Origin of the sequence: Promicromonospora sp. NPDC090134 (assembly GCF_044746965.1) — a bacterium.
In the GTDB taxonomy this organism is placed as follows: Bacteria; Actinomycetota; Actinomycetes; order Actinomycetales; family Cellulomonadaceae; genus Promicromonospora.
This window is the reverse complement of sequence record NZ_JBIVCZ010000016.1, coordinates 35,061-53,004: the sequence shown is the minus strand read 5'-3', so window position 1 is coordinate 53,004 and position 17,944 is coordinate 35,061. Positions and strand designations below refer to the sequence as shown.

The 17,944-nt window shown below is 70.3% G+C and carries 17 protein-coding genes and 1 tRNA gene; 10 read left to right on the top strand and 8 right to left on the bottom strand.

Translation table 11 applies throughout. From position 1 onward, the window contains the following. The first annotated feature begins 3 nt into the window (after window positions 1-3). Together ACIPN7_RS28700 and ACIPN7_RS28695 are read left to right on the top strand one after the other, a co-directional pair. Complete coding sequence (locus tag ACIPN7_RS28700; protein WP_400550438.1) at window positions 4-1,020, top strand: hypothetical protein; 1,017 nt, start codon at window positions 4-6, stop codon at window positions 1,018-1,020. Window positions 1,021-1,059: 39 nt separating this feature from the next. Beyond that, a complete protein-coding gene (locus ACIPN7_RS28695) occupies window positions 1,060-1,581 on the top strand; it encodes a hypothetical protein (protein WP_400550436.1) in 522 nt (173 codons plus the stop codon). Window positions 1,582-1,810: 229 nt separating this feature from the next. Here ACIPN7_RS28695 and ACIPN7_RS28690 read toward each other — a convergent pair whose 3' ends face one another. The 5 genes from ACIPN7_RS28690 to ACIPN7_RS28670 form a co-directional block, all read right to left on the bottom strand. Beyond that, entirely contained in the window at window positions 1,811-2,638 is an 828-nt protein-coding gene (locus ACIPN7_RS28690; RefSeq protein ID WP_400550434.1) for a hypothetical protein, read from the bottom strand. Between the two features lie 449 nt (window positions 2,639-3,087). Continuing rightward, window positions 3,088-4,320 (bottom strand): tyrosine-type recombinase/integrase, encoded by a 1,233-nt coding sequence (locus ACIPN7_RS28685; protein WP_400550432.1) that lies wholly within the window; start codon window positions 4,318-4,320, stop codon window positions 3,088-3,090. A 158-nt stretch (window positions 4,321-4,478) separates the two neighbouring features. Next, window positions 4,479-4,555 (bottom strand) — tRNA-Val (locus ACIPN7_RS28680). 92 nt (window positions 4,556-4,647) lie between these two features. Beyond that, window positions 4,648-5,139 carry a peroxiredoxin gene (locus ACIPN7_RS28675; RefSeq protein ID WP_400550430.1) on the bottom strand — a complete coding sequence of 164 codons (492 nt, stop codon included), beginning with the start codon at window positions 5,137-5,139 and terminating at the stop codon, window positions 4,648-4,650. A gap of 6 nt (window positions 5,140-5,145) precedes the next feature. Continuing rightward, entirely contained in the window at window positions 5,146-5,553 is a 408-nt protein-coding gene (locus ACIPN7_RS28670; RefSeq protein WP_400550428.1) for a DUF3052 domain-containing protein, read from the bottom strand. A gap of 435 nt (window positions 5,554-5,988) precedes the next feature. Here ACIPN7_RS28670 and aceE point away from each other — a divergent pair, with 435 nt between their 5' ends. After that, window positions 5,989-8,754, top strand: a complete 2,766-nt coding sequence (gene aceE, locus ACIPN7_RS28665; protein ID WP_400550426.1) for a pyruvate dehydrogenase (acetyl-transferring), homodimeric type — start codon at window positions 5,989-5,991, stop codon at window positions 8,752-8,754. A gap of 91 nt (window positions 8,755-8,845) precedes the next feature. Here aceE and ACIPN7_RS28660 read toward each other — a convergent pair whose 3' ends face one another. Next, window positions 8,846-9,424, bottom strand: a complete 579-nt coding sequence (locus tag ACIPN7_RS28660) for a hypothetical protein (RefSeq protein WP_400550424.1) — start codon at window positions 9,422-9,424, stop codon at window positions 8,846-8,848. 201 nt (window positions 9,425-9,625) lie between these two features. Here ACIPN7_RS28660 and ACIPN7_RS28655 point away from each other — a divergent pair, with 201 nt between their 5' ends. From ACIPN7_RS28655 to ACIPN7_RS28625, 7 genes are all read left to right on the top strand, one after another. Beyond that, a complete protein-coding gene (locus ACIPN7_RS28655) occupies window positions 9,626-10,924 on the top strand; it encodes a PucR family transcriptional regulator (RefSeq protein ID WP_400550422.1) in 1,299 nt (432 codons plus the stop codon). A gap of 130 nt (window positions 10,925-11,054) precedes the next feature. Beyond that, entirely contained in the window at window positions 11,055-12,041 is a 987-nt protein-coding gene (locus ACIPN7_RS28650) for an ACP S-malonyltransferase (RefSeq protein WP_400550420.1), read from the top strand. Then, entirely contained in the window at window positions 12,038-13,039 is a 1,002-nt protein-coding gene (locus ACIPN7_RS28645) for a beta-ketoacyl-ACP synthase III (protein ID WP_400550418.1), read from the top strand. The genes ACIPN7_RS28650 and ACIPN7_RS28645 overlap by 4 nt, the downstream gene beginning before the upstream one ends. A gap of 126 nt (window positions 13,040-13,165) precedes the next feature. Then, entirely contained in the window at window positions 13,166-13,414 is a 249-nt protein-coding gene (locus tag ACIPN7_RS28640) for an acyl carrier protein (RefSeq protein WP_020014121.1), read from the top strand. Between the two features lie 130 nt (window positions 13,415-13,544). Continuing rightward, window positions 13,545-14,789 (top strand): beta-ketoacyl-ACP synthase II, encoded by a 1,245-nt coding sequence (fabF, locus tag ACIPN7_RS28635; RefSeq protein ID WP_400550416.1) that lies wholly within the window; start codon window positions 13,545-13,547, stop codon window positions 14,787-14,789. A gap of 114 nt (window positions 14,790-14,903) precedes the next feature. Continuing rightward, a complete protein-coding gene (def, locus tag ACIPN7_RS28630; protein WP_400550414.1) occupies window positions 14,904-15,389 on the top strand; it encodes a peptide deformylase in 486 nt (161 codons plus the stop codon). Window positions 15,390-15,666: 277 nt separating this feature from the next. Continuing rightward, window positions 15,667-16,164: a DUF3145 domain-containing protein gene (locus ACIPN7_RS28625; RefSeq protein WP_108493757.1), complete on the top strand. Its 498-nt coding sequence runs from the start codon at window positions 15,667-15,669 to the stop codon at window positions 16,162-16,164. Here ACIPN7_RS28625 and ACIPN7_RS28620 read toward each other — a convergent pair. Both ACIPN7_RS28620 and ACIPN7_RS28615 read right to left on the bottom strand, forming a co-directional pair. Next, window positions 16,116-17,015: an HTTM domain-containing protein gene (locus ACIPN7_RS28620; protein WP_400550412.1), complete on the bottom strand. Its 900-nt coding sequence runs from the start codon at window positions 17,013-17,015 to the stop codon at window positions 16,116-16,118. The genes ACIPN7_RS28625 and ACIPN7_RS28620 overlap by 49 nt on opposite strands. Continuing rightward, a complete protein-coding gene (locus tag ACIPN7_RS28615) occupies window positions 17,012-17,914 on the bottom strand; it encodes a DUF5819 family protein (protein WP_400550410.1) in 903 nt (300 codons plus the stop codon). Before ACIPN7_RS28615 ends, ACIPN7_RS28620 begins: the two co-directional genes overlap by 4 nt. Window positions 17,915-17,944: the final 30 nt, after the last annotated feature.

The following is a 17,944-nucleotide window of genomic DNA, read 5'->3' as shown; positions in this document are numbered from 1 at the left end:
AGCATGGACTTCAACAGAGCCGATATGGACGCGGCACTCCAGGACATGGCCATCCACCTGCACCTCCACACGCCCGCGGTCGAGGCGCACCACACGATCGCGAAGCAGATGTGGGGACACATCAAGGCCCTGGAGTACACCGGCGGTCGCCTCCTGGTCGTAGGGCGCGACGCCGAGCTTCTTGCCGGTGCTCCACCGGACGCGCCTCGCACACTCGACGGCCTGACGGTCTTAAGCGACTCCGACCTGCCCAGCGATATCGCCGATCAGATCCCGCTCGCCGGTGACCTGCCCTCGGCGACGCAATGGCCCCACCCCGACCTCAACCTCGAACCGGTCGATGCCTCACCGGTCGGGGCCGCTGACCTCAACGGGGCGGACGTCGTGATCGCGAGCCTGCCCTACGCGGACACCAGGGCGCTGACTCGCGACCGGCGGATCGGCGTCACCATGTCCCACCACGGATTGATCCGTGAGGCCCTGACCTGGCTGCGGCCCGGCGGGCTCCTGGTCGCGCTGGCCCACCGCCAGCTCCTGGAAGGCGCCGACGCCCAGCCGCGGCGCTCGATCGCCAAGCAAGCCGACCTGATCGCCGCCGTCCGCCTGCCCGCCGGCGCACTGCGCCAGGCACCGTTGCTCGACAGCCCAGTCGACCTACTGATGCTGCGCCACCGCGAACCCGACCACCCGCCCAGCGGCATCCCATTCATCCGCCGCACCCCGGTCCGGGTTCATGAGCACCCGAACATGCTTATCAACGAGTGCTACGCCCTCGCACCGCAGGCGGTCCTCGGCAACATCGTCCCCGACCCCGTCCAGCCAGACATGACCACCGCCACACCGTTCGGTGGGTCGTTCGGCGTCGATCTGGGCGACGTGCTCCACGAGCTCACGGACATCGCGATCGACTACAGGCTGCACGCGGCGCCACGCCCTGCACCCCGGCCCGAGCCCCAGTCGCCCCAGTCGGCGAACGGGTCGCACGGGCCGGCGGCCGACAGCGACGGACATGCGCTGTAGCTGGCCCGCTCACCGACCGGCACTGAGGAGAGAGCTGTCATGCCCGCGATGAACTTCGACCAAGCCTTGCGCGCCGAACGCTGGCAGGCGCTCACCCTCGGCATCCCCGGCATGAGTCGCGGAGCGGACGCCTCCCGACTACGCACCGCACGCCGCGTCTGGCACGAGTACGAGGCCTACAGCCACAAGGTCTACGACTCGCAGATCTGGACATACGACCCGGACCCGCGACCATCGTTCTGCCTCCACCCGCTGATCCTGGCTCACGGCAACATCCAACGAGTGATCGACGCCCCCGACTTCGCCGCCGATGTCCTGCAGGACTTGGGCCGCGGGTACCGGGAAGAGATCGTGTCCGACGAAGACGGAACCCGCTGGGAACGCTTCAGCCCAACAGTCGACGGCTACCGAGCCGCAGCACGAGAGACCGCCCACATCCGTGCCCAGCTCGAGCTCCACGGCCTCGTCACGCCCCGCTCACGCGGGCGCGCGGTGACCTACAGGTTCCTGCCGCCCCGGGACGAACCACTCGGCAACCTGGGTATCGAGCCCCCGTTCTGATCAACGCCGGCCGCCCGTGCTCGGCTCGTCCGACGTGGCCGTGGCAGGACAGCTCGAAGGTGAGACGCGGAGGAGGTACGTCGTGTCTGCCGCATGGGGCCTACGCAGTCTGACAGTGAGGCGACGAACGTCGGTGTCCAGGTTGAGAGTCCGGGCGTCACCGCCTGGTGCGCCACTGCAGCCCCACGAACCGCAGTAGTGCGTGCCGGGCCCTGCCACTCAGAAGTACTCATCGGCTTAGCAGAACTGGAAGGACCACGACCAGCAGGCCAAGGGCCGCGGCAACCAACGTCATGAGGCTGTTAGCCAGCTCGAATCGTGGACTGCTACGCCGGAAGTTCTTGGTTACCCGGTAGGTGAACGGATCCACACGAGCTCCCGCCGTATCCACCAGCGAAGACCTGGTCAGGTCACAGATCTCGGTGGCAGCGGCCGAGTCGAGTGGATACTGGTGCAACAGGTCAAAGACTCGACGGCTGCGCCAAGCGTGGTCTACACCGGTGTCGCTGCCCAGCTTCCTCCAGGTGTGGGCAGACCGGACGGCGGTCTCCATCTGGCGCAGATTCATCCGCCCTGAACCGGCCAGGAGACCTGAATCCTGGATGGCATAGATCAATCTGAATCCGGCTTGGCCGTACTCGCGGTAGTTGTCGAACCGGCGGAATACCCGTTCCAGCCCCTCCGCGGCCCCGAATCGGAATCCGGGATACAGCACGACGCCGGCAACTGCGGTCCAGATCATGAACATCATCCAGCCGTCAACACCGAACAGCACCGCGGCGATCGGACCGTAAGAGAACGCAACGGCAAGAACCGCTAGATTCTGCCCGCGGCTGACCTTGATGTCCGACCATATGGCGAGGCTGCGTGCCCCACCGCTGGGAAGTGAAGCTGCGGTCCGCGCCGTCACACCGACACCAGCGAGGCGTGACGCCCCGGATCGACCCAGACCGACTCGCCGTCGTTCGCTCGTCGTCCAGCCGGCTGCCGGTGCCCCCTCGCCTGCCGGACGGCGCGGATGAATGACCGGTGATCGCAGCACCATCACGTTCCACATGCACGAAAGGTACGGGTGCTGTCTGACACCGAGCCGGACGAGCTACCCAAGTACAGGGATCTGACGTCGCGCGAGCTCGAACGGTTTGTGCAGCAAGATCGACCGCGAGGATTCCCCGCGGTCACGACCCACCAGATCTGCGAGGTGATGCGATCGTCACGACGAGAGCCGCGCGCACCTCGTCCAGGTCGACCCGGATCAGTCTTCCGATCCGGTAACCGCGCACGGTGCCGTCTGCAATACGACGCCGCAACGTCTTGGTCGAGACGCCGAACGTCTGTGCCGCGACGGCGAGCCCAACGAGGCGCGATCGGGGCCCACCCGCCTCAGCGCTCTGCCGAGACGAGACACCACGTTCGCGATGAGGTTCACGATGAGCAGGCATAACGGCACTCCCTTGTCGGCAACTCGTCGTTGCCGACAAGGTGTGCACAACTACCCAGTCGCGCTCACGAGGCCTCGTCCCTCTGCAGGCGTCGTTGCTCACGGCGCGCAGCCAACTCGTCCTCGCGTGCCATAGCCTCGACTCGCTCAGCAATCATCCGGTCGCGTTCCTCGGAAGCATGCTGGTAGATCATCGCGACCCGCGCCTCGGAATGCCCTGCACGGTGCATCAGCTCCGCCGTAGTCGCCCCGGCTCGCGCAGCCATCGTCAGGCTCGTGTGCCGCAGGTCGTGAGTCTTCACGTCCGGCAGCCCTGCCTCGTTCCGTGCCCTGATCCAGGCATAGCGCCATGTGCTCTCCGGGAGCAGTCCACCGCCAGGCTTGGGGAACACCAGACCGTCGCGCCCGCTCTCCGCGAACCGCTTGACGTGGTCTGCCAGCACTGTGGCAAGTTCCTCGCCGATCGCCACGGGGCGGTTGGCAGCTTCGGTCTTCACAGGACCGATCACCGAGCCCACGCCTTTGCCGCCTTCGGAGATGTTCTGCTGGACCATGACGCTCGCCGCCTTCAAGTCACGCAGATCGAGGTCTCGGCGGCGCAACGCCCGTGCCTCCCCGATCCGCAGCGCGGATGACGACAACAGGTCCGCCAGACCACGCAACCGCTCAGGAAGAGCCTCCGCGATGGCCTTCACCTCGGTACTCGTCAGGACCACCGGCTTCCGCTTTCGCCGATACTTCCCACCACCCGTGACCCGGGCTGGCGAGGCGTCGATCAGCCCTCTGGCGACCGCGCTGCGGAAGACGCTCGAGACGAACTTGTACGCTTGCGCCGCCTCCCCCGCACCGTCGCCGTTCTTGCGGCCCGAAGCCCGAGCTCGAGCGCGCAGCTCGGTCTTGGTTCGCGCGTGCCATGCGGAGACGTCCGCAAGAGTCACCTCATCGACGTACTTCTTCCCCAGACCCGGGTCCAGGTACACCCGGATCATCCGCATGTAGTTCCTGTACGTGCCCGGCGCAAGCGTCCGCGACTCCACATGCTCGGTCGCCCATTCCGACAGCGTCAGGCGCTGGAACGCAGCTTCCCGCATCTTCGGCGGTGTCCACTCGCCCGCGTCGATCAGCTTGCGCTCCTCACCCAGCCACATCTCCGCAGGGATTCGGTCACCGAACGTCCGGTGATGCTTGTCGGTGTCCGGGCCGATGTAGGTCGCGCGGTACGACACGACCTTGCCGCTCGACCGTGACTTGCGCGCCTCTACGCCACCGAACGGGCGCCGTCCAGCTTTACCGGCCATGTCCAAGACCCCCTTGTGCAAGGAGGTGCGAACCGTCGGCCGCGGGGATGGTGCGGGGATAGTGAGGGGATACCGGAGTCCGCAGGCGTCCGTTCGTGGGCACTCGTGTCCACGGAGCGAGTTGGTATCGGTGCAGGTCGCAGGCAAGAAATGCCTGTTGGTGGGCCCGGAGGGATTCGAACCCCCGACATCCACGGTGTAAACGTGGCGCTCTAACCAACTGAGCTACGAGCCCCGGCAGCACTGCCTCAGCAGCACACCACCAGCAGCGGACAACAATACCTGCCCGGCACCCGAGACCCAGCCAGATTTTCGGGCCGGGCAGGGTCAGATCTCCTCGACCGCCCGCCGGTAGTCCTCCAGGTCACGCGCCTGCCCGCGCGGGTTGACCACGGTCCATCGGACGATCCCGTCGGCGTCGATCAGGAACGACCCGCGCAGCGCGATGCCCGAGCCCTCGTCGAACACGCCGTAGGCGCGCGCGACGTCGCCGTGCGGCCAGAAGTCCGACAGGAGGTCGAACTGGTAGCCCTCCGCGGCCTGCCACGCCTTGAGCGTGAACACCGCGTCGGTCGAGATCACGAACAGCCGCACGCCGGCGGTCTCGAAGTCCTCGATGTTGTCGCGCAGCTCGCACAGCTCGCCGGTGCAGGTGCCGGAGAAGGCGAACGGCACGAAGACCACCAGCACCGGGGTGCCTCGCAGGTCGGACAGCGTGGTCGGGGTGCCGTGGGTGTCGGGGAGCGTGAAGTCGGGTGCGGGGTCACCCGGCTTCAGCGCGACCGCGGCGGCGGCCTGCCCGTTGAACGCCTCGGTCATGACCCGCTACTTGCCACGGCCCCGGTACCCGAGCTTCGTGGCCGACCAGTCCTCCGCGATGGCGAAGGTGCTCGTGGTCTGCAGGCCGGCGGTGGTGGCCGCCTCCTGGATGTCACCGTGGCCGACCTCGCCGTCGCGCCCGGGCTTGGGCGTGAAGATCCAGATCAGCCCACCATCGTCAAGGACGGTCTGGACGTCGACCAGTGCATCGGTGAGGTCGCCGTCGTCCTCCCGCCACCAGAGGATGACGCCGTCGGTGACGTCACCGAAGTCCTCGTCCTCCAGCTCGCTGCCGATGATCTTCTCGATCTCGGCGCGGAGTGCTTCGTCGACGTCGTCTCCCCAGCCGAACTCCTGCACGACCTGGCCGGCCTCGAAGCCGAGGCGCCCCGCGCCCTGGGTGTCCGTGCTCACTTGGTTGATCGTTCCTCTCTCTGTCCGGCACTGGTGCCGGGTCGTGTCCGTCTTGTGTCGGCCCGCCGTCGGGCCCTCCGTCGCCAAAGGTAGTGCACGCACCCCGGCCATGCCTCGCAACCAGGACGTGTGGTGCCTTTTTGATGATTCGATCCGACCTCGGCAACGCCCTGGTCATGCACTCAGTCTCAATATTGCGATACCGAGTATCAATACTGGTGCGAACCGCCACAGACGTAACGCAGATCACGCGCTCTTGACCGCCCTATGGTGTGGACGGAGGCTGTGAGGGGACAGAATAGATAGGACCACCTGTGCGTGGGCGTGCACAGCCGCAACCCCAGCTGTGGCGACGCTGCCGACGCGACGGGTCCTGACGAGGCGGCGAGGAGCGCGAACCGCGACCGCGCCGCGCGACACCGAGAGAGGTTGCTGGTGGCTTCGTTTGACGAGACCGGACCGCTGATCAACGGTCTGCTCAGCGCCGTACCTGACATCGACCCGGCCGAGACCGAGGAATGGGTCGAGTCCTTCGACGGGCTGATCGACGACAAGGGCGGACCCCGCGCCAGATACGTCATGCTCAACCTGCTGCGCCGCGCGCGGGAGCGGAACGTGAGCATCCCCGCGTCGATGGCGACGCCTTACGTGAACACCATCGGTGTGCACGAGGAGCCGTACTTCCCGGGCGATGAGGCGATGGAGCGTCGCTACCGCTCGTGGATCCGCTGGAACGCGGCGGTCATGGTGACGCGCGCCCAGCGCGAGGGCCTCGGCGTCGGCGGCCACATCTCCTCGTACGCGTCCGTCGCGACGCTCTACGAGGTGGGCCTGAACCACTTCTTCCGCGGCAAGGACCACCCGGGCGGCGGCGACCAGATCTACTTCCAGGGCCACGCCTCCCCCGGCGTCTACGCCCGCGGGTTCCTCGAGGGCCGCCTCACGGCGGACCAGCTCGACGGGTTCCGCCAGGAGAAGTCGCACGTGGGCGGCGGCCTGCCGTCGTACCCGCACCCGCGCCTCATGCAGGACTTCTGGGAGTTCCCGACGGTCAGCATGGGCCTCGGCCCGGCGTCGGCCGTCTACCAGGCCTGGACCAACAAGTACCTGCACAACCGCGGGATCAAGGACACCAGCCAGCAGGACGTCTGGGCGTTCCTCGGCGACGGCGAGATGGACGAGCCGGAGAGCCGCGGCATGATCCAGCACGCCGCGCAGCAGCAGCTGGACAACCTGACGTTCGTCGTCAACTGCAACCTGCAGCGCCTCGACGGCCCGGTGCGCGGCAACGGCAAGATCGTCCAGGAGCTGGAGGCCCAGTTCAAGGGCGCCGGCTGGAACGTCATCAAGGTCGTCTGGGGCCGCGAGTGGGACGCCCTGCTCAACGCCGACAAGGACCGCGCGCTGGTCAACCTGATGAACGTCACCCCCGACGGTGACTACCAGACGTACCGCGCGGAGTCCGGCGCGTTCATCCGCGAGCACTTCTTCGGGCGCGACCCGCGCACCAAGGCCCTCGTCGAGAACATGACGGACGAGGACATCTGGAACATGAAGCGCGGTGGCCACGACTACCGCAAGCTGTACGCGGCCTACTCCGCGGCGCGCGCGCACACGGGCCAGCCGACCATCATCCTGGCGCACACCGTCAAGGGCTACGGCCTGGGCGCCGGCTTCGCCGGCCGCAACGCGACGCACCAGATGAAGAAGCTCAAGGGCGACGACCTCAAGACGCTGCGCGACTCCCTGCGCATCCCGATCTCGGACGCCGAGCTCGAGGCCGACCCGTACCTGCCGCCGTACTACCACCCGGGCCCCGACGCACCGGAGATCCAGTACATGCTGGAGCGCCGCCGTCAGCTCGGTGGCTTCGTACCGGAGCGCCGGACGACGGCGAAGACCACCCTGACGCTGCCGGAGGACAAGTCCTACGAGCTGCTGAAGAAGGGCTCCGGCACGCAGCAGGTCGCCACGACCATGTCGTTCGTCCGGCTGCTCAAGGACCTCTTCAAGGCCAAGGACTTCGGCAACCGCATCGTGCCGATCATCCCGGACGAGGCCCGTACGTTCGGTCTGGACTCGATCTTCCCGAGCGCCAAGATCTTCAACACGCTCGGCCAGAACTACCTCGCCGTGGACCGCGAGCTCATGCTGAGCTACAAGGAGTCCGAGTCCGGCCAGATCATGCACACCGGCATCAACGAGGCCGGTTCCGCGGCCGCGTTCCAGTCGGTCGGCACGTCGTACGCCACGCACGGCGAGCCGATGATCCCGGTCTACATCTTCTACTCGATGTTCGGCTTCCAGCGCACGGGCGACCAGTTCTGGGCGGCCGGCGACCAGCTCACGCGCGGCTTCATCATCGGCGCCACCGCGGGCCGCACCACCCTGACGGGTGAGGGCCTGCAGCACGCCGACGGCCACAGCCCGCTCATCGCCGGGACGAACACCGCGATCGTGCAGTACGACCCGGCCTACGGGTACGAGATCCGGCACATCGTGCGCGACGGCATCGAGCGCATGTACGGCCCGGGCGAGAACGGCCACACGCCCGACGGGCGCGCGCAGGACGTCATGTACTACCTCACGGTGTACAACGAGCCGATGGTCCAGCCGGCCGAGCCGGAGGACGTCGACGTCGAGGGCATCAAGCGCGGTATCCACCGCATCTCGGTGTCCGATGACGACGGCCCCAAGGCCCAGCTCCTCGCCTCCGGCGTGGGTGTGCCGTGGGCCCTGGAGGCGCAGCAGCTCCTCAAGGAGGACTGGGGCGTCTCGGCCGACGTCTGGTCGGTGACGAGCTGGAACGAGCTGCGTCGCGACGCCCTCGCGGCGGAGCACGACGCCCTCGTCGACCCGTCGGCGCCGCTGCGCACGCCGTACGTCACGGAGAAGCTGTCCGGCGCCCAGGGGCCGTTCGTCGCCACCAGCGACTACGACCACCTGGTCCCCGACCAGATCCGCGCGTGGGTCCCCGGCGACTACGCGGTGCTCGGGGCGGACGGCTTCGGCTTCTCCGACACCCGCGCGGCCGCGCGGCGCTACTTCCTCATCGACGGCCCGTCGATGGTGGTCCGTACGCTGCAGGTCCTCGCCCGCCGTGGCGAGGTCCCCGCCGACGTCGTGAGCAAGGCCGTCGAGAAGTACAGCCTGCTCGACGTCACCGCCGGCACGTCCGGCAACGCGGGCGGCGACAGCTGACCCTTGGGTAGCAAGAGAGCTGCGGCGCACCGGTTCACCGGTGCGCCGCAGCTCTCTCTTGTTCACCACGCACTCCGCGCGGCCCGGCCTGCTACCCCTTCTCGGCCTCCGCGATCGCCTTCGCCAGCTCCGCCTGCAGCGGCTTGACCGCCTTGGTGTCCGGGTGCAGGTCCAGGGCGCGCAGGTGCTGCTTCGCCTCGAACACCCGGTCTGCCTCGAGCGCCGCCAGCACGAGGTGCTTGCCGACGACGGGCGAGTGCTCCCGCACCCGCCAGTGCCCCACACCCAGGCCCAGGGCCTCGACGGGCATCCCGGCGCCGCGCAGGATCGCCAGACCCTCGGCCAGGGCGTTGCCGTCCGGGTCTCGCTCGGCGGCGGTGATGAACCGGCGGACGGCGCCCTCCGGGTCGTCGGCCAGCGACAGCCGCCCCAGCTCGATCAGGGGGTACCAGCCCCGCGGGTGCCCGGCCAGCTCCTCCGCGAGGGACCAGACCGCAAGGTCGGCCTCGCGCTGCTTCGACTCCGGGATCTCGTCGGAGTCCCGCAGCGGGTCCTCCAGCGTCGGGTCCTCGGCGGCCCGCCGGCGGACGATCTCCGCCAGGGCGGCGAACGCCTCCTCGTTGTTGGGATCGTCGGTCAGCTGCGCTCGTAGCGCGTCCTCGTGCCCCACGTCCCCACGTCGGGGTGCCGACGGTGACGGCCGGCGAGCGCCGACCGTGGACGCAGACAAGGGCCGACGGATGAGGCGACGGAGCCGGTGCATCAGGGCCATGCCTCGACCCTACAGTTTCTCACCCGCGCTCACTGGAATAGCACTGTCGCGAAAGTCCGTTTGTGGACTCCCCACAACTCGGGCTCGTATGCTGCCGGTGTGCCAGCTACGCGACGGGCCGCTCGAGGCAGCGCCCAGAAGACCGACCGGGAGGCCGGGCAGGCGACCGACCGCAGCGCGGACCAGGACACCGGTCAGGCACCCGAGGCCGGCGCCGAGGGCACCCCGGGGCCCGACGCCGGTCTGGACCCCGCCGGCTTCCCGATGAACCTCCAGCGCGTCCGCGAGGCCAGCGGCCTGCTCACGGCCGCGGCGATGCGCCGCCTCGACGAGGACCTAGGCTGGTACCGCGAGCTGCCCGCCGAGGACCGCTCGTACGTGGGCCTCGTCGCCCAGGCCGGCATCAACGCGTTCACGTCCTGGTTCACGGACCCCGACCGGCCGCCGCACGGCGTCAGCGAGATCTTCGCCGCGGCGCCCACCGAGCTGACCCGCTCCATCTCCCTGCAGCACACGCTGCAGCTCGTGCGCGTGGTGGTCGACGTCGTCGAGACGCACTCCGACCGGATCGCCGCCCCCGGCGGTGAGCGCGACCTGCGCGAGGCCGTGCTGCGCTACTCCCGCGAGGTCGCGTTCTCCGCGGCCGAGGTCTACGCCCGCGCCGCCGAGTGGCGCGGCGCCTGGGACGCCCGCCTGGAGGCGCTCGTGGTCGACGCCCTGGTGCGCGGCGACGGCGACGACTCCCTGCGCTCCCGCATCTCGGCGCTCGGCTGGAGCGGCCGGGGCAACGCCCTCGTGGTCGTGGGGCTCGCGACCGAGGAGCTCGACGAGATACGCACCGCCGAGATCCGCCGCGTCGCCCGCCGCGCCGCCGGCGACGCCCTCGTCGGGATCCACGGCGACCGGCTCGTGCTCGTGCTCGGCGGCGAGGGCGACCTCGTGGCCGCCGCGACGGCGCTCATGTCGCGGTTCGGCACCGGGCCCGTGGTGATCGGCACCCAGGTGCCCAGCCTGACCGACGCCCCACGGTCGGCCCGCTCCGCGCTCGCCGGCCTCACGGCAGCGCCGGCGTGGCCGCAGGCGCCCCGGCCGGTCATGGCGGACGACCTGCTGCCCGAGCGCGTGCTGACCGGCGACTACACGGCCCGCGCCACGCTCATCGCCCAGGCGTTCACCCCGCTGCAGGATGCCGGCGGCGCCGTGCTGGAGACCCTCTCGGCCTACCTCGGCACGGGCCGCTCGCTGGAGGCCGCCGCGCGCCATCTGTACGTTCACCCCAACACGGTGCGCTACCGCCTGCGCAAGGTCTCCGAGATCACGGGCTGGGACCCGCTCGACGCCCGCGAGTCGTTCGTGCTGCAGGTGGCGCTGGCGCTGGGCCAGCTCGGCCGGGGCTGAGCGCGAGGGAGACCTGGGCCACTAACCGCTGGCCAGGGTGAACGCCTTGTAGGTTCCCGACAAGGCCCCCCGACCAGGTTGGTACAGGTCGCGACGTCCCGGGAGCGGCTCGGGTTGGCAGAGTGGACGCGTGCTCGCCGTCGTCTGCCCTGGACAGGGCTCTCAGACCCCCGGGATGCTCAGCGACTGGCTCGAGCTGCCCGGTACCGAACAACGCCTCGCCGCGGCCTCCGAGGCCGCCGGCCTGGACCTCGTGGCCCACGGCACGACGTCGGACGCGGACACGATCCGCGACACCGCCGTGGCCCAGCCGCTGATCGTCACCACCTCGCTGCTCGCGCTGCGGGCCCTGCTCGACGGCCGTGCCGCCGCGGACGTCGTGGACGTCACCGCCGGACACTCGGTCGGCGAGCTGTCGGCCGCCGCGGTGGCGGGCGCCCTGACCGACGACGGCGCGGCCGGCCTGGTCGCGCGCCGCGCCCGGGCGATGGCCACGGCGGCAGCGGCTGCGCCGTCGGGCATGAGCGCCGTCGTGGGCGGCGACCCGGACGAGGTGCTCGCCGCGATCGAGGCCGCGGGCCTGTGGCCCGCCAACGTGAACGGCGCCGGTCAGACCGTCGCGGCCGGCGCGCTGGAGAACCTCGCCAAGCTCGCGGAGAACCCGCCCACCCGGGCGCGCGTGATCCCGCTGCAGGTCGCGGGCGCCTTCCACACCCCGTTCATGGACGCGGCGCGCGCGGAGTTCGAGCCCGTCGCCCTCGGCTGGGACGCCGCCGACCCGATGCTGCCCTTCCTCGCCGACCTGGACGGGACCGCCTACACCGGCGGCACCCACGGCCACGGGACCGGCGCCGACGTGCTGCGCAACATCGCGGGCCAGGTCACGGCCCCGGTGCGCTGGGACCTGATCATGACGAACCTCGCCGAGCGCGGCGTCACGGGCCTCCTGGAGCTCGCCCCCGGCGGCGTCCTGACCGGTCTGGCCAAGCGCGGCCTCAAGGGTGTCGAGACGGTGGCGGTCAAGTCGCCCGCCGACCTCGACGCGGCCCGCGAGCTCATCGCGGCACACAGCAACGCCCTTTCCAGCGGCACGAGCGCGACCGGAGCAGCCCAGTGACCACCCTGCAGCAGGCCCAGCCCACGCAGTTCTCGAAGATCCTCGCGATCGGCGCGGAGCGTGGCGAGCTCGTCGTGACGAACGACGACATCGCGGGCCCCATCGACTCCTCGGACGAGTGGATCCGCCAGCGCACCGGCATCGTCACGCGCCGTCGGGCGGGCGCCGACAAGGACGTGCTCGACCTGGCCGAGGCCGCCTCGAAGAAGGCGCTGGACGCCGCGGGGCTGGTCGGCGCGGACATCGACGCGATCATCCTGTCGACGATCACGCACATGCACATGACGCCGTCGGGTTCCGCGATCCTGGCCGAGCGCATCGGCGCGACGCCCGCGGCGGCCTACGACGTGTCCGCGGCCTGCGCCGGCTACGCGTACGGCATCGGCCAGGCGGACGCCCTGGTCCGGGCCGGTCTGGCCCGGCACGTGCTGGTGATCGGCGCAGAGAAGCTCAGCGAGATCATCGACCCGACCGACCGCTCCATCTCCTTCCTGCTGGGCGACGGCGCGGGCGCCGCGATCGTCGGCCCGTCGGACACTCCGGGCATCGGCCCGACGGTGTGGGGCTCGGACGGCTCCAAGGCCACCGCGATCCGCCAGACGCACTCGTGGACCGAGCTGCGCGAGGACCCCGAGCTGGGCTGGCCCACGCTGCGTCAGGACGGCCCCACGGTGTTCAAGTGGGCGAGCTTCCAGATGGCGCCCATCGCCGAGAAGGCCATGGCCGAGGCAGGCGTGACGGCCGAGGACATCCAGGTCTTCATCCCGCACCAGGCCAACATGCGGATCATCGACCAGATGAAGAAGCAGCTCGGCCTGCCCGACAGCGTGGTGATCGCGCGCGACATCGCCGAGACCGGCAACACGTCCGCGGCGTCGATCCCGCTGGCCGCCGAGCGGCTCCTGTCCGAGGGACAGGCCAAGTCCGGCGACCTCGCCCTCCAGATCGGCTTCGGCGCGGGCCTGGTCTACGCCGCACAGGTCGTGGTGCTGCCGTAGCCAGGGTGCGGCCGGGTCGCAGGACGGCCCGTTGTGCATTCCGGTCGCAGGATGCGCCAAGATCTGACCAGCAAGACTCCGGTGCCCGACGGCGCCGGTGACCGTTAACGAAAGATAGGAAGTCCCATGGCCAACACGGACCAGGAGATCCTCGAGGGCCTCGCCGAGATCGTCGCCGAGGAGACGGGCCTCGACACGGCCGACGTCCTGCTCGAGAAGTCCTTCACGGACGACCTCGACATCGACTCCCTGTCGATGATGACCATCGTCACGCACGCCGAGGACAAGTTCGGGGTTCGCATCCCGGACGAGGAGGTCAAGAACCTCGCGACCGTCGGCGACGCCGTGAGCTTCATCAAGGGCGCCCAGGACTGAGCCGCCCCCCGACGGCGGCCGCGCGGCCGGCTGAGATCCACCGGCCCGCGCCGCCGTCGGGCACCCGCTGCCCACAGGCAGCACCCAGAGCACCTGCCCCCTTCGTCCCACCACCCTCGGGAGCATCATCATGACCTCCGCACGCGAAGTCGTCGTCACGGGCCTCGGCGCCACCACCCCGCTCGGCGGTGACGTGGCCTCCACGTGGGAGGCCGCGCTCGCCGGCGTGTCCGGTGCGCGCACCCTGGAGAACGACTGGGCCGAGAAGTACGGGATCCCCGTGAACTTCGCCGCCACCATCAAGGTGGACCCGGCCGAGGTCCTGTCCCGCCCCGAGACCAAGCGCATGGACCCGTCCGCGCAGTACGCGATCGTCGCGACCCGCGAGGCCTGGGCCGACGCGGGCAGCCCCGAGGTCCCGGGCGAGCGGCTCGGCGCCGTGGTCTCGTCCGGCATCGGCGGCATCCAGACCATCCTGGACGGCTGGGACACGCTGCGTGAGCGCGGCGCCCGGCGCATGCTGCCCATGACCGTCCCCATGCTCATGCCGAACTCGCCGTCGGCCTACGTGTCGCTCGAGCTCGGCGCCCGCGCCGGAACGCACGCGCTGGTCTCGGCCTGCGCCTCCGGCGCCGAGGCCGTGGGCTATGCGGTGGAGATGATCCGCTCCGGCCGCGCCGACGTCGTCGTCGCCGGCGGTACCGAGGCGTCGATCCACCCGATGCCGCTCGGCGCGTTCGCGGCGTCCCGCACGCTCTCGCTGCGCAACGACGACCCGCAGCACGCCTCCCGCCCGTACGACATCGACCGCGACGGCTTCGTGCTCGGCGAGGGCGCCGCCGTGCTGGTGCTGGAGAGCGCGGAGCACGCCGCCGCCCGCGGCGCCCGCGTCTACGCCAAGGTCAGCGGCGTGGGCCTCTCGTCCGACGCGTACCACATCACCTCCCCCGACCCCGAGGGCACGGGCCAGGTGACGGCCATGCGCTTCGCGATGGAGGACGCCGGCGTGACGGCCTCCGACGTCGTGCACGTCAACGCGCACGCCACCTCCACCAAGGTGGGTGACCTCACCGAGACGGCCTCGATCCGCAAGCTCTTCGGGTCGGACGCCGACCACGTGCAGCTCTCGGCGACGAAGTCGATGACCGGCCACCTGCTGGGCGGCGCCGGCGCCATCGAGTCCGTGTTCGCGGTCAAGGCGGTCGCGGAGCGGCTCGCCCCGCCCACGATCAACGTGGAGAACCCCGACCCCGAGCTGCAGGTGCCGCTCGTGCGCAACGAGCCGGCCAAGCTGCCGGGCGGCGACATCGCCGCGATCAACAACTCGTTCGGGTTCGGCGGGCACAACGTCGCCCTGGTGATCAAGAACGCCTGAGCCGACACCGTCGGCCCCGTGTCGGACGCTCAGGTCACCCCGGTGACCTGAGCGTCTGACGTGGCCGGGGTGTACCGACGGCTCCCCTCGGCCCTGACATGGGAGAATGTGCGCATGGCAATGCGTGAGATCCGACTGGTTCCCGACCCCGTGCTGCGCACCCCGTGCGACACCGTGACGACGATCGACGACCGCGTACGCGGGTTGATCGCCGACCTGGTCGAGACCGTGGACGACGAGGGGCGGGCCGGGCTGGCCGCCAACCAGATCGGTGTCTCGCTGCGCGCGTTCTCCTGGAACATCGAGGGCGAGATCGGCTACGTGATCAACCCGCGCATCGTCGAGCTGGGCGAGGAGCCGCAGGACGGCGGCGAGGGCTGCCTGTCCGTTCCCGGGCTCTGGTACCCCACCGTGCGCGCCAACTACGCGCGGGTCGAGGGCATCGACCTGGACGGCGAGCCGGTCACGGTCGAGGGCACCGGGATCATGGCGCGGGCCCTCCAGCACGAGACCGATCACCTCGACGGCATGGTCTACCTGGACCGGCTCCAGAAGGAGACCCGGCGGGCCGCGATGCGGGAGCTTCGCGCGCGCCTGTGAGGGACTTCGGCTTCATTTCGTACAAAACATGCATGTGGGATGAATCCTCAAGAGATTCGTCCGGGCTCTAGTGGCGGTACGTCCTTTTAGGCAAGAATGTGCCGCACGAACTCGTCGTACGAAGTGATTCTTTCGGAGACATGTGCGTCGTTTCGCCTCGCATGTCTCCGATGGATCGGGCAGGATGTGGTCCGAAGCACCGCTGTGCAGCCGACCACAGCGTCACCGCCCTGGTGAGGACGTAGGGGAAGACGTACCTCGATCCAGGGAGGAAGACATGGCCGGTGTCATCACGCGGGGTGTGCTTTTCGTGCATTCCGCACCTCGTGCCCTGTGCCCCCACATCGAGTGGGCCGCCGGGAACGTCCTTGGAGTGCGCGTTTCCATGGACTGGACCGCGCAGCCTGCTGGGCGTGGTCTGTACCGCGCAGAGTACTCGTGGCAGGGTCCGCAGGGCACGGGCGCCAAGCTGGCGTCCGCCCTGCGCGGGTGGTCCCACCTGCGGTACGAGGTGACCGAGGACGCGAGCAACGGCGCCGACGGCGCCCGCTGGTCCCACACCCCGGACCTCGGCATCTTCCACGCCATGACCGACGTGCACGGCAACGTCGTGGTGCAGGAGGACCGGGTCCGCGCCGCGCTCGAGCTCGCCGACCCGCGCGCCATGCGGGACGCCCTCGACCTCGCCCTGGGCGCCGCCTGGGACGACGAGCTCGAGCCGTTCCGCTACGCCGGCCTGGGCGCGCCGGTCCGCTGGCTCCACCAGGTGGGCTGACCTGATCGGCGGGCGACCGCGTCATCCGTGAGGAAGACGCAGTCGCCCGCCATCATGAAGAGCGAGAAGAACGGCAGGCCCATGACGACGGCGATGCCCGCGTGCATCAGGAGCGCCCCGCCGACGGCGGCCATCCGCGTGTGGCGTTGCAGCAGCAGGAGCGGGAACGTGAGCTGCAGCGCGAGCGTCCCCCACGTCACGGCGGCCACGAGCCACTCGGTGCCGGCCACGAGGTCGGCCAGCGGGGGCCACGGCCGGAACTGCGGCAGCGAGAGCGGGTAGTACACCGCCGAACCGTCGCGCCACTGCTCCCCCTGGAGCTTGAACAGCCCCGAGAGCACGTAGACCAGGCAGATCTGCGTGCCCACCGCCAGCACCGCGGCGTTGTGCAGCACGTTGCGTACCTGTGTCCGGCCCGGTCGGTTCCCCCGGCGTCGGGCATCCAGGGACCAGCGGGCCGAGGTGTCCGCGAGGCAGAGGTAGACCAGCAGGATCCGGGCGATGTTGTCGCCCTGGTCGGCGACGAGGGGGTTGATCGCGGTCAGGCCCGACCAGCCGAGCAGCAGCAGCGGCACCGTCCAGCGGGCGCGCCAGCCCAGCGCCACGAGCACCGCCACCAGGAGCAGCGCGACGCAGCCGGCCGTGAGCAGCGGGCCGCCGGCCAGGGCGTGCGCGCCGAGCGGGGTCGCCCAGCGGGCGCCGGTACCCCACAGGGCCTGGCGTGCCGGGAAGTTCACCGCGACGTACCCGGCGATGCCCAGGCCCAGGACGATGCGCATCAGGGCGATGCCGTAGGTCGCGTGAGCGCGGACGGTCATCCAGCGGACGCCGGCGTCGAGCAGCCTGGTCACGGGGTGGGCTCCGGACCGACCGGGCCGACGTCGCCGGGTTCGCCCTCGCCGACGACGTCGCCCCGCAGCGCCGTCCACGTGCGACGGAACGCGGCGTCGTCCTGGCCGGGCACGACGACGGGCGGGCGCGCGCCGAGCACGAGCTCGGACGGCGCGTGCCGTGCACCGCTCCCCTGGCGCGCGACCTCCTGTCGCAGGATGCTCGCCTGGACGTAGACCGGCACCGCGTCGTCCCCGGAGGCCCGCAGCACCTGCGTCGCGTAGGCGGTCACGGCTCGATCCTTGCCCAGGTAGTCGTCGACGACGTCGGGCACGCCCCCGGCGTCGAGCAGCGCGGCGCGGAGCACGGGCAAGGGCTCAGCAGGAGTGTCCGCCGCGACCGGCGAGACCAGCAGCGCCGCCCTCCCGTCTTCGGGCAGCTCCAGGAACGCCGTGCGCAGCTCCGTCGCGAGCCGGCGGGACGGTCGCTCGGTCGCCGCCGGGAGCACGTGCCCGGTCAGCGCGCGGGCCTCGACGGCCGTGGCGTCGATCCAGGGCCCGGGCACCAGGTCGGCGCCGGGCCTGCCGGCATAGATGCCCCGCACGCGCAGGGAGTACTCGACGTGCAGCGGCGACGGCGCGAAGACCGACCAGTTCTGCGCGAACACCGGCGTCAGGTAGACCTCCAGCGCCCGGTGCACGGCGGTCGTGGGCACGTCGCCGGTGGACTCGCCGGAGGGCCGCCCCGTCAGGTAGCCCGGCGCGGCCCAGACGAACGTGGCCACCAGGTGCGCGAACAGCACCACCCAGACCGCGACGACGATCCCGCGGGCCCGGCCCGAGACCGCCGGCGGCTCCGGCGGCTCCGGCGGCTCCGCGAGAACGTGGCGGGTGTCCCGGTCACCGAGTGTGCTGCTCACCGCGCACAGGGTGCCAGAGGCACCCCGCCC